The organism is Methylophaga sp. UBA4204 (genome assembly GCF_002379485.1).
In the GTDB taxonomy this organism is placed as follows: Bacteria; Pseudomonadota; Gammaproteobacteria; order Nitrosococcales; family Methylophagaceae; genus Methylophaga.
In genome coordinates, this window is sequence record NZ_DFTU01000109.1 from 30,226 (window position 1) to 42,432 (window position 12,207).

A 12,207-nucleotide genomic window follows, 5' to 3' on the forward strand; every position below is an offset into this window, starting at 1 on the left:
ATTGATGATGACACTGTAAAAGCTGTCTGTGAGCAGGCGAGTGATGCCGGAATCGTTGAAGCAGTGAATTTTAATTCACCTGGACAAGTAGTTATTGCCGGCAGTAAATCAGCAGTTGATAAAGCCGTAATGATGGCTTCGGAAAAAGGCGCCAAACGCGCCTTGTTATTGCCGGTGAGCGTTCCTTCGCATTGTGCGTTGATGCGACCAGCCGCTGAGAAATTATCAGCTGAGCTTGAGTCTGTCTCTATTCAAACGCCGAACATCCCAGTGATTCATAATACCAGTGTCACCTCTACATCTGATCCAGACCAGATTCGCCAATTACTGGCACAACAGTTATACAATCCTGTGCGTTGGGTAGAAACTGTTGAGTGGTTTGCTGCCCAGGGCGTTGAGATTCTGGTTGAATGTGGACCGGGTAAAGTTCTGGCTGGTTTAACCAAACGTATTGATAAATCCTTACAGGCCTTACCGGTATTTGATTCGGCTACATTGCAAAAAACTCAAGAAGTATTAGGAGAACCATCATGAGCCTACAAGGTAAAGTTGCTTTGGTGACTGGTGCAACTCGCGGTATCGGCCGTGCTATTGCATTAAGTCTCGGTGAACAGGGTGCCACCGTGATTGGTACTGCCACCTCAGAAAAGGGGGCTGCTACCATCAGTGAATACCTGCAGGCAGCCGGTATTAAGGGAAAAGGTCTGGTGTTGAACGTGACGCAGGAAAATGCCATTGATGAGACTGTTACGGCGATTGAAGCCGAATTCGCCGCGCCGGATATTCTGGTCAACAATGCTGGTATCACCCGTGACAATTTACTGATGCGGATGAAGGATGAAGAATGGGACGATATTATCAACACTAATCTCACACCAATCTTCAAATTAAGCAAACGTTGCATACGTGCTATGACCAAAGCCCGTTGGGGTCGCATTATCAATATCACATCAGTTGTTGGTGTAATGGGTAATGCCGGTCAGACCAACTATGCTGCTGCTAAAGCCGGTGTAATTGGTTTCAGCAAGTCATTAGCCCGTGAAGTCGGTGCTCGGGGGATTACGGTAAACAGTGTTGCTCCCGGTTTTATAGACACTGATATGACCAGTGGGCTGCCTGAAGCACATAAAACCGCATTACTGGAACAAGTTCCGGTTAAACGCCTCGGAGAAGCAGAAGAAATTGCCGCTGCTGTCAGCTTTTTGGCCAGTCCTTTAGCAGGATATATTACTGGCGAAACGCTGCACGTAAATGGCGGCATGTATATGAATTAAGGGCCTGAATCTATTTAGACTCAGGTTTTTTATTGTGGAGATATTTTTAGGACAAGGCTTCCAGCTTGTCTCCGCAGTGCTCGCACTATAAAATGCGAGCACGTTGTTTGTACTTAACCACCAAAGGAAACAGATGTTATGAGTGATATTGAAGCTCGTGTTAAAGAAATTGTTGTTGAACAATTAGGTGTAAATGCCGATGAAGTAACTGCAGATGCTTCATTTATTGATGATCTGGGTGCTGACTCGCTGGACACTGTAGAGCTGGTTATGGCACTGGAAGAAGCATTTGAATGTGAAATTCCTGACGAAGAAGCTGAAAAGATCACCACTGTTAAAGAAGCTGTCGCTTATATTAATTCTGTTCAGTCTTAATATTACAGATTGCTTCAGATGTAGCCGTCTAGCGTGCAGGTCATGCTAGACGGCTATGTCGTATCTATAGAGAAGATTTGCATGAGGAAAACTGATGTCTAAAAGACGCGTTGTGGTTACCGGGCTGGGCGCGGTAACACCGGTCGGTTTATCGGTAGCAGAAAGCTGGGAGAATATCCTGGCTGGCAAAAGTGGTGTGGCTCCGATTACATCATTTGATGTAACTGATTTCCCAGTTCGTTTTGGTGCTAGCGTCAAAGACTTTGATGTTGAGACAGTTATTTCTCGTAAAGACGCTAAAAAAATGGATACTTTTATCCATTACGGAATTGCGGCAGCGGTTGAAGCTATTAAAGATGCCGGATTGGAAGTGACCGATGCCAATGCTGAACGTATTGGTGTGGCTATTGGCTCCGGAATTGGTGGCTTACCAGGTATTGAAGCTGGCTATGACAGCTTTTTAAATGGCGGGCCACGTAAAATTTCACCATTTTTTGTGCCCAGTAACATCATTAATATGATATCCGGTAATTTATCGATTATGTATGGTATGAAAGGGCCAAATACTGCCATTGTCACGGCATGTTCTACCGGAACACACTGTATTTCGGCTGCCGGTCGCATGATTCAATATGGCGATGCCGATGTGATGATCGCCGGCGGTGCTGAGATGGCGACATCCAAAACCGGTTTAGGTGGTTTTGCTGCGGCACGTGCTCTGTCGACCCGTAATGATGATCCACTTGCTGCAAGCCGTCCGTGGGATAAAGATCGTGATGGCTTTGTATTGGGAGATGGTGCTGGTGTCATTGTCCTGGAAGAATATGAACACGCCAAAAAACGTGGCGCTACCATTTATGCCGAATTAATTGGCTCTGGAATGAGTAGTGATGCTTATCATATGACCATGCCATCACAAGGTGGCGAGGGTGCAGCCCGTTGTATGGTCAATGCAATGAATGATGCTGGCATTAATCCAGAAGATATTCATTATATTAATGCTCACGGTACTTCTACCCCTGCAGGTGACGTTGCAGAAACGCAGGCGATTAAAACCGCTCTTGGCAATGCCTCAGAGCAGGTCGCAGTCAGTTCAACCAAATCAATGATTGGTCACTTGTTAGGTGCTGCAGGTGGTGTTGAAGCGGTATTCAGTATTCTGGCCATTCGTGATCAGGTTGCACCACCCACCATCAATCTGGATAACCCGGATGAAGCATGTGATCTTGATTATGTTCCACATACTGCTCGACAAATGCCTATCGATATTTCCATGTCGAATTCATTTGGCTTTGGTGGCACCAACGGTACTGTTATTTTCAAAAAACTCGATTAGTCGGTGACGGATGATTCTGATTAACGGCCAACCCGAAAACAGAATCGAAGTTACAGATCGAGGTTTGCAATATGGCGATGGTTTGTTTGAAACCATCGCCTATCGTAATGGGCAACTCGAATATTTCGCCCAGCATCTCTCCAGATTGCTTGAAGGCTGTCATCGGCTGAAAATTGCCTTTCCTGTTGAACAACAGCAATCTCTCGCGGGAGAAGTCCATACTGTTTGTCGTCAATTGAATAATGATGCAGTTATTAAAATCATGGTTACTCGTGGTTCCGGTGGACGAGGGTATCGTTATCAAACTGATATGCAAACCAGCCGAATTATCAGCACGCATGCTATGCCAAAATATCCCGAATCCCACCAGTCCGGCATTACTGTGCGCCTCTGTCAACAGCGTTTGGCGATCAACCCCGCATTGGCTGGAATCAAACATCTTAATCGTCTGGAACAGGTGCTTGCACGAAATGAATGGCAGGACGACAGTATCGTAGAGGGTTTAATGCTTGATTATCAGAATCAATTGATAGAGGGAACAATGTCGAATGTGTTTCTGGTACATAACAACCAATTATCGACGGCCGAGCTTTCAGACTCAGGAATCGCTGGTATTATGCGTCAACAGCTGATTAAAATTGCTGACAGATTGTCGATACCCCTGCATATCACATCGCTGACCATTGATGATCTCAAGTCAGCGGACGAAGTGTTTGTGTGCAACAGTTTGATTGGCATATGGCCAGTGACTCGTATTACTGATCTTGATATGCATTACAGTCATGGTCCAATTACTCAAACGTTGCAGCACACTTTAAATTCACTGAACAGAAACGAATGAAAATACCTTTATATATCAAACTGCTTTTTTTAGTCGTAGTAGCTGCGATTATCGCGTTAGTTGCCTGGAGCGAATATCAGCGATTCCTGCATCAGCCGGTTAATTTAATAGAAGATGAAACGATTTTTACTATTTATCCAGGTGATAACATCAGTAAAGTCAGCCAGCGTCTATACGATAGTGGTTTGAGCCCGGTCCCCAGTGTTTATCTGGATATTTATGCTCGAATGCAAGGCAATGCGCAGCAGATAAAGGCCGGTGAATATCGGGTTGAATCTGACGCCACTTTACCGGATTTATTAAATCTCTTTATCAGTGGCAAAGTTGTCCAATACTCCATAACCATCGTGGAAGGCATGACAGCCAAGCAGCTATTTGAAAAAGTGCTGGGGCACCCAAAAATTAAAAAGACATTGCCCGAATTGAACAATGAAACAGTTCGTGAAGCGTTATCTATAGAAAATGAACGGGTTGAAGGTTTATTTTTACCTGAGACATACCATTTTCCTGCCAATACAACTGATGTCCAGTTTTTAAGGCGTGCCTACCAGAATATGCAGGTTCAGCTGGAGAATGCCTGGCAGCTGATGACAGAAGAGCTACCTTATGACTCTGCATATGAAGTACTGATCATGGCGTCCATTATCGAAAAAGAGAGTGCCGTACCCGAAGAGCGCCCTGAAATTGCCGGTGTCTTCGTTCGCCGTCTGGATAAAGGCATGCGTTTGCAGACTGATCCGACTGTTATTTATGGCATGGGTGACAGTTACGATGGCAATATCCGTAAAAAAGATCTGCAAACGGATACGCCTTACAATACCTATACCCGATTTGGTTTGCCTCCAACACCAATCTGTTTGCCCAGTAAAGAATCCATTGAGGCTGCAATAAATCCAGCTGAAGGCAGCAGCCTGTATTTTGTTGCCGGTGCGGAAAACGGTGGTCATGTTTTCTCGGACAATCTGGAGGACCATAATCGAGCTGTTAGAAAATATTGGAAAAACAAGCAGATAACACAATGAATGGAAAATTTATCAGTATCGAAGGCATTGAAGGTGCCGGTAAATCGACCCAACTGCAGTTTATTGCTGATTATATTCGCTCACACGGTAAACAGGTTGTAGTGACCCGCGAGCCAGGTGGCACCCCTTTGGGCGAAGAAATCCGTGAGGTGTTACTCAAGCCAACTGATCAGGCGATGGCTGAAGATACTGAGTTGTTGTTGATGTTTGCTGCTCGTGCTGAGCACATCCAACAGGTTATTTTGCCAGCATTAAAACGTGGTGACTGGGTTGTTTCTGATCGTTTTGTTGATGCTACGTTTGCCTATCAAGGTGGCGGGCGAGGAATTAATGAACAACGCATAAAACAGCTTGCTGAATGGACCTTGCAAGGCTGTAATACGGATGTCACATTTTTATTTGATTTGCCCGTGGCTTTAGGTCAAACCCGGGTAGAACAACGAAAACAGCAAAAAGATCGGTTTGAGCAGGAAAAACAGGAGTTTTTTGAACGCGTCAGGAATTGTTATCTTGCCCGTGCTGAGGCAGAACCGAAGCGGATCAAGCGAATTGATGCCAGCCAGAATATTGAAGCGATTCAGCAACAACTCAAACATCAGCTGTTACCACTACTGGAATCAACACGTTGATGACAGCGCTTTTCCCATGGCAACAGACGGTCTGGCAACATATTGTTGACAGAGTAGAGCAACAGCGTATGCCGCATGCTGTCTTGTTGACAGGTGTCTCCGGACTGGGGAAAAAGCAGTTAGCCAGCAAAATGGCTGAGAGTTTATTGTGTCTTGCTGCTGACAAACAGTTTAACGCCTGTGGTGTGTGTCACAGCTGTCAGATAATGCAGGCAGGGAATCATCCGGATCATCTGACTATTCGTTCGGAGGAGGCCGGTAAATCGATCAAAATCGACCAGATTCGTGCACTAAAAGAAAAACAATCACTTACCCCAAGCGTTGCAAATTGGAAAACAGTGGTAATTGAGTCAGCAGATTTAATGACCAACAGTGCTGCAAACAGTTTATTGAAACTGCTTGAAGAACCACAGAACAATACTATTTTAATCTTAACCACCAATGCAGTACATCGACTGCCAGTGACTATTCGCAGTCGTTGCCAGCAGATGCATCTGTCAACTCCCGATTATTCGATGACATTAAAATGGCTGGATTCTCAGGGCGTTGTTACTGATGCTGATCAGTTACGAAAAATTTCCTCATTAACGCTGGATGCGCCTTTTGCTATCGTCAATGCGCTCGAGACCAATGAGTGGCAGTCATATCAACAGATTCAGCAGGATTTTGATCAATTGATACAACAGCAGGCAAATCCCGTGCAACTTGCCAGCCAATGGCAACAACTGGATCTGGTTAAAGTGATGCATCAATTGTTATCGACTGTTAAAGCCCGACTTCAGCAGCAGTATTTGGAGTATGCTGATGCCAGTCTAACGCAGCATTACTGGCATATCGCTGATTGCATAGTGAGTACAATAAAGCTAATATCATCTTCAAATAACTACAACAAGACGTTGTTAATTGAAGACTTTATGGTTTCAGTGATGCGTATTACCCAAACCAAAGCAGCAAATCATTAATCTCGTCACCGGCAAATAATTAAAGAGTTTTTATATGAGCATGAATCCACGTAAAGGCATCCTCTCACTGAAAATAAGTGATCAGAACATGCTGTATCACTCTTTCATGCCTTTTCTGAAGAATGGTGGCTTATTTATCCCCACCAATAAACCCTATCAAATGGGCGAAGAAGTCTTTATTTTGCTGACCTTACTGGATGAGCCGGAAAAAATACCTGTTGCCGGCACTATTGCCTGGATTACCCCTAGAGGCGCGCAGGGCAATCAGGCTGCGGGCATAGGCGTGCACTTTAGTGAAGGTGACGGCGGTGCCAATGTGGTCCGCGGCAAAATCGAAAACCATCTGGTCGATAAATTGAAATCAGATAAAGCCACCTATACGATGTAAAAAAATGGCGGTGCTTATGCCGTCAGCAACCGGGTTATTTATGTATATTGATTCACACTGCCATCTGAATTTACTGGCTGATCAACCTGGCGGTATTGCCGCAATGGTTGCTGAGGCCAGGGAAAACCAAATTGAACATATCCTTTGTATTGCCATTGATAACGACAGTATTGCTGAAGTTCGTCAACTTGCTGAGCAGTATCCTCAGCTCACAGCCAGTGTAGGAATTCACCCCAATGTGGATCAAGCTGGCACACTCAGTACGGAACAATTGATTGAACTGGCTAACCATCCAAAAGTAATAGCTATTGGCGAAACTGGTTTGGATTATTTTCGTAGCGAAGGTGATTTGGGCTGGCAACGGGATCGTTTCAGTTACCATATTGAAGCCGCCCGACAGACTAAAAAACCATTGATCATTCATACCCGTGAAGCACGTGAAGATACCATGACAATGCTGGAAAATGAGAATGCCAAAGATGCAGGCGGCATTATTCATTGTTTTACCGAAAACTGGGAAACGGCAAAACGTGCTTTGGATATTGGTTTTTATATCTCGTTATCCGGTATCGTGACATTTAAAAGTGCCCGTGAGTTACAGGAGGTTGCTCAAAAACTGCCTCTGGATCGTATTCTGATTGAAACCGATGCTCCTTATCTGGCACCGGTTCCTCATCGTGGTAAAACCAATCAGCCAGCATATGTTAAACATGTCGCCGCTTTCCTGGCTGAATTAAGGGGTGAGTCAATAGAAGAGATTGCTGCAGTGACCACCGAAAATTTTTACCGTTTGTTTCCCTCTGCCAGACTGGCTGCTTGATGAATAGAAATTTCGTCGCTGCGTTTAAATATTTTTTAATTGTTTGTATTGGAATTTCTACACTTTCAGGTTGTGATCAGCCTTCTGCCAAACTAAAACCGCTTAGCCAGGATGGCGTGATCCTGGCTTTTGGTGACAGTCTGACCTTTGGAACCGGTGCTGCGCCAGAACAGAGTTATCCCGCCTTGCTTGCTGAAATGACTAACCGCAAAGTGATCAATGCAGGTGTACCCGGTGAAGTCAGCAGTGATGGTAAAAAGCGTTTAGCAAAACTTCTTGAAGAAACCAAACCTGATCTGGTTGTGTTGTGCCATGGTGGTAATGATCTATTGCGTAAGCAGAGTCGAACGCAACTACAAGCAAACCTTCAAACGATGGTGGATGAGATAATCGCTTCAGGTTCGCAGGTAATATTAATTGCCGTACCTGCGTTGGGTCTCAATTTAGCACCATTACCACTTTATCTTGATATTGCTGAATCAAAAGGTATACCCGTCGAGCCGACTATTCTCAGTGAGGTGTTAATTGATTCATCATTAAAGGCTGATCATGTGCACCCGAATGCGCTTGGCTATCAACAATTCGCGCAATCAATACATCGTTTACTCATTGATTCTGGTGCAATTAGTCGCTAGGGTCTGTTGATCTTTCAAAGCCACAACAGAGGCGGCTATGAATGTTCAACAGACACTGATTCAATTGGCTGCTTTATTTAATGTGATTTTTTAAAGTTTTACCATGGGAAGACGATACAGGAATTATTAGGAAATAATCCCGTCAGCCCCTGGAGCCAGCATGTTGAAGTCATTATCCGTCAAAGCAAAAATGTTGCTTTTAAGTAGCCTTATGGTTGTCGGGATTATCATCCTGGCAGTAATACTTAGCCTTGGCATGCATTCACTTGTACAAATTGGACAGTCAGCCGCATTGAGTCTTCAGGCTGAAACCACAATGCGAAACTTACGAATAAATGAAAAAGACTTCCTGGAACGACGGGATCTGAAATATCAAACTGTTTTTAATGACAATATCAGCTTATTAACACAGCAACTCTCTCAGTTGAATGCTGAACTGCAATCTGAAAATATTCAGATTAAACAGATTCCACAACTGCTTACCTTAATCGAACAATATCATACGGCATTTAACGAGATAGTCGCTTTACGGCAGACTATCGGACTCAGTCATAAAGATGGACTTTACGGCAATCTCCGTAGCTCAGTTCAGGAAGCTGAAAAGATGCTTGGCAATTTTCAAAATGATGCTTTATTGAAAGATATGCTGATGTTACGCCGTAATGAAAAAGATTTTATGTTGCGTAGAGATGTGAGCTACTTCGAAACCTTTAATAATAACCTCAGCGTTTTTTATCAAAATTTGCAGCAAAGCTATTTAAGTGACTTTGAGCAACGGCAGATATCAGATTTGATGATGAAGTACAGCGATGACTTTACTCAGCTGGTCAATGCTGAACAACAATTTGGTTTTAACGAAGATTTAGGTCGGATGGGTGAAATGCGATCGATTGTCTATCAAATACAGGACTTACTTCATACCACATCGGAACAAATAACTGATGAAGTTCTGGCACACGAAAGATCCATTTTTATTACGGCTATTATTTCAATTGTGTTGATTTTAGCCATCTTGGTTCTATTATCCAGATTCATCAGTCGTAGTGTAGTGAATCCCATCAATTTGCTGGCTGAAGTGATGAAACGGGCACAACAAAATAAAGATCTCACAGAGCGCGCAGATATAGAGGGTAAAGATGAAATAGTGCAGATGGCACATGTTTTTAATCAGATGATGGGCGTTTTCAGTAACCTGATTCAAGAAGTCTTTGATTCGTCCAGACAGCTCAACGTGGCTGCTGAAGAGTTAACCGTCATTACCGGGCAAACAAGTCGTGGTGTAATGAGCCAGCAAAGCGATAGTGAACAGGTTGCCACAGCAATGAATGAAATGGCGGCCACAGTCCAGGAAGTGGCACGTTATGCTTCGCAGGCTGCTGATGCTTCGCGTACAGCAGATAACGAAACCAAAGCCGGAAAACAAGTGGTGATGGATGCAATTGACGGAATCAAGCAACTGGCGAAACAGGTGGAAATGGGGGCAGTATCGATCAAGGATTTACAAAAAGAAAGCGAAAATATTGGTAGTGTACTTACTGTCATTCAAGGGATTGCCGAACAAACCAATTTATTGGCTTTAAATGCCGCGATTGAAGCCGCCAGAGCTGGTGAGTCAGGTAGAGGTTTTGCTGTGGTGGCCGATGAAGTCAGAACACTCGCTAAACGTAGCCACGACTCAACAGAAGAAATTAAAAAAATAATCGAACGACTGCAAAAAGAAGCCGAAAAATCGGTTCAGGTAATGGATGAAGAGCTTGAGCAGGCTAGCCGTAGTGTTGAAAAAGCAGAGAAAGCGGGCCAATCTTTGGATGTTATAGCCGAATCAGTTGCCTCGATTCGTGATATGAATACCCATATTGCCAGTGCGGCAGAGGAACAGTCAGCCGTTGCTGAAGAGATAAACCGAAATATTGTCAGTATCGCTCAAGTGGCTGAGGAAAATGCTGAAAGTACCAATCAAACCACGTTAACCAGTCAGGAATTGGCCAGACTGGCGAATGGACTGGAAACACAAATCAGTCAGTTCAAAATTTAATATTTCACTAGCCGGTCAGGCCAACTCTGGTATATCTTGGTAAACAGAGTTGGCCTTAACTATTAGAAGTGGGTGAAAAATTGAGTAATAACTCTGGGGCTCATGATTATCTGTTAACCGTGCTAATGAACCAGCACAACCAAGCTGTCTTTATTTTTCGCGAGAACTTACTGTTAACCGCAAACTCAGAGGCTTTGCGGTTAATCGAAGCTTCTGATGAAAACGATATTATTGGCTTGCCATTTGAAGCATTTTTTGCTGAAGAACTAGATAGAAATACATTCAATCCACGATCTCCATTTCATTCCCCATTAACCCTTATTGGTAGAAGCGAGGCTCAGCGCTACCCAGCAACATTAGTTCTGGATGATGATGACAACAAATTGCTGGTTATCTTATCCAGCGAAATTCTTCCAGGTCCGGTACAACAATGGATGGCTACAGACCTCGGGGCTTCTCCAACGCTTATAGGTCACTGGGTCTATACCCCTGAAACATCAAATTTGTGGTGGGGGGAACAGACATTTGAAATATTTGCAAAATCATTAGAAGAGTTTTCTCCCACACTGGGAGGTCACTTACAGCAGGTACATCCGGATGATAAAGCTGACGTTACACGGGCTTTCAATCGTGCGATTGAACAGCAGGACAGTCTTGATGTGTGTCACCGGATATTAACGGCTGATAATGAATTAAGGTTTATCCGACAACGTGCCACCTGGCAGCCTGATAAAAATGAATTATTTGGCACAGTGCTGGATTTGACAGATATTCGTCAACATATGGGTCATATAGATCATATGTTGCGTTTGATGGATGAAAGTCAACGTATAGGTCATATGGGAAGTTGGGAAATCAACTTGCTCAATGACAAAGTAACCTGGTCTGAACAGACGGCTGAACTCTTTGGCATAACGCTTGAAGAATTTGATGGAACAATAGAGAGTTTTCAGCAATTTATTCTGCCAGAAGATATAAAAACTCTGGAATCAGCACGGGCAAAACCCAGTAACAGCGGTATAGTAGAGGCTGAATATCGAATTACCCGTAAAGACGACGCAAGCATTCGCTGGTTATTTGAATGTGGCAAATCAGTATTTAATGCCAGTGGTCAGGAAGTTCGTCGTTTAGGCATGATTATCGATATCACTGAACGTAAACGCCTGGAGATGATACAAAAACTGGAATCCAGCATGGTTGAAGCCGTGGCTTCCTCTCTGGATTTACAACAGATTATGGAGCAAATTGTACTGGGGATCGAAGAAATTCTGCCCAATACCATCGCTTCCATTTTACTGATTGATGAAGAGGGTAAACGCCTGCTGCATGGTTCAGCACCCAATTTACCGGTCAGTTATAACGATGCCATTCATGGCGAGCCTATAGGCCCGCTTGCGGGCTCATGTGGAACAGCAGCATTTCTTAAACGGCCAGTCATTGTATGTGATATTGAAAATGATCCTCTGTGGGAAAATTATCGCAACTTTGCATTGGCTTATGATTTAAGGGCTTGCTGGTCTCATCCTATATTTGATGAAAAACTTAACGTTATCGCGACTTTTGCCATTTATCACAACACGGTAAAAACCCCGGAACCCGAGCAGCTTGATACTATCGAGCGTATATCAAAAATTATTTCTATTGCCATTGCCAAGCACCGCAATGAAGAACGAATTCGTCGTAGCGAAAGCCGGTTTCGTCAAGCATTTCAGGATGCGGCTACCGGTGTGGCCATTGCCTCAACAGACGGCCGTTTTCTGGAATGCAATCAAGCTTATTGTGAAATGCTGGGGTATTCAGCTGAAGAACTGACGCAACTGGATTTTCATCAGCTTACCCATCCCGATGATAAAGAACAAAACCAGCAGGAAATAAGCGATATTCTGCTTG

13 protein-coding genes are annotated in these 12,207 nt (G+C 44.0%); all 13 read left to right on the plus strand.

Annotated elements, in window-relative coordinates; genetic code table 11:
- A partial coding sequence (locus B3182_RS16055) for an ACP S-malonyltransferase (protein WP_292753506.1) occupies positions 1 to 534 on the plus strand: 534 nt, incomplete at its 5' end.
- Positions 531 to 1,274 carry a 3-oxoacyl-ACP reductase FabG gene (gene fabG / locus B3182_RS16060; protein WP_292357183.1) on the plus strand — a complete coding sequence of 248 codons (744 nt, stop codon included), beginning with the start codon at positions 531 to 533 and terminating at the stop codon, positions 1,272 to 1,274. The genes B3182_RS16055 and fabG, both read left to right, overlap by 4 nt.
- A gap of 138 nt (positions 1,275 to 1,412) precedes the next feature.
- Complete coding sequence (acpP, locus tag B3182_RS16065; protein WP_014707198.1) at positions 1,413 to 1,649, plus strand: acyl carrier protein; 237 nt, start codon at positions 1,413 to 1,415, stop codon at positions 1,647 to 1,649.
- Positions 1,650 to 1,743: 94 nt separating this feature from the next.
- Positions 1,744 to 2,985 (plus strand): beta-ketoacyl-ACP synthase II, encoded by a 1,242-nt coding sequence (gene fabF, locus B3182_RS16070; protein ID WP_292357180.1) that lies wholly within the window; start codon positions 1,744 to 1,746, stop codon positions 2,983 to 2,985.
- Positions 2,986 to 2,995: 10 nt separating this feature from the next.
- On the plus strand, positions 2,996 to 3,826 hold the full coding sequence (gene pabC / locus B3182_RS16075) for an aminodeoxychorismate lyase (protein ID WP_292357179.1): 831 nt from the start codon (positions 2,996 to 2,998) through the stop codon (positions 3,824 to 3,826).
- Positions 3,823 to 4,848 (plus strand): endolytic transglycosylase MltG, encoded by a 1,026-nt coding sequence (mltG, locus tag B3182_RS16080; protein WP_292357177.1) that lies wholly within the window; start codon positions 3,823 to 3,825, stop codon positions 4,846 to 4,848. Before pabC ends, mltG begins: the two co-directional genes overlap by 4 nt.
- The gene (gene tmk, locus B3182_RS16085; RefSeq protein ID WP_292357175.1) at positions 4,845 to 5,477 is read left to right on the plus strand and encodes a dTMP kinase; all 633 of its coding nucleotides are present in this window, start codon (positions 4,845 to 4,847) and stop codon (positions 5,475 to 5,477) included. The genes mltG and tmk overlap by 4 nt, the downstream gene beginning before the upstream one ends.
- A complete protein-coding gene (holB, locus tag B3182_RS16090; RefSeq protein WP_292357173.1) occupies positions 5,477 to 6,439 on the plus strand; it encodes a DNA polymerase III subunit delta' in 963 nt (320 codons plus the stop codon). Before tmk ends, holB begins: the two co-directional genes overlap by 1 nt.
- A gap of 34 nt (positions 6,440 to 6,473) precedes the next feature.
- A complete protein-coding gene (locus B3182_RS16095; protein WP_292357171.1) occupies positions 6,474 to 6,827 on the plus strand; it encodes a PilZ domain-containing protein in 354 nt (117 codons plus the stop codon).
- Between the two features lie 40 nt (positions 6,828 to 6,867).
- Positions 6,868 to 7,647, plus strand: a complete 780-nt coding sequence (locus B3182_RS16100; RefSeq protein WP_292357715.1) for a TatD family hydrolase — start codon at positions 6,868 to 6,870, stop codon at positions 7,645 to 7,647.
- Positions 7,647 to 8,282 carry an arylesterase gene (locus tag B3182_RS16105; RefSeq protein ID WP_292357169.1) on the plus strand — a complete coding sequence of 212 codons (636 nt, stop codon included), beginning with the start codon at positions 7,647 to 7,649 and terminating at the stop codon, positions 8,280 to 8,282. The genes B3182_RS16100 and B3182_RS16105 overlap by 1 nt, the downstream gene beginning before the upstream one ends.
- A 160-nt stretch (positions 8,283 to 8,442) precedes the next feature.
- Entirely contained in the window at positions 8,443 to 10,317 is a 1,875-nt protein-coding gene (locus B3182_RS16110; RefSeq protein WP_292357167.1) for a methyl-accepting chemotaxis protein, read from the plus strand.
- Between the two features lie 80 nt (positions 10,318 to 10,397).
- The coding region (locus tag B3182_RS16115; protein ID WP_292753509.1) for a GAF domain-containing protein at positions 10,398 to 12,207 on the plus strand (1,810 nt) is incomplete at its 3' end.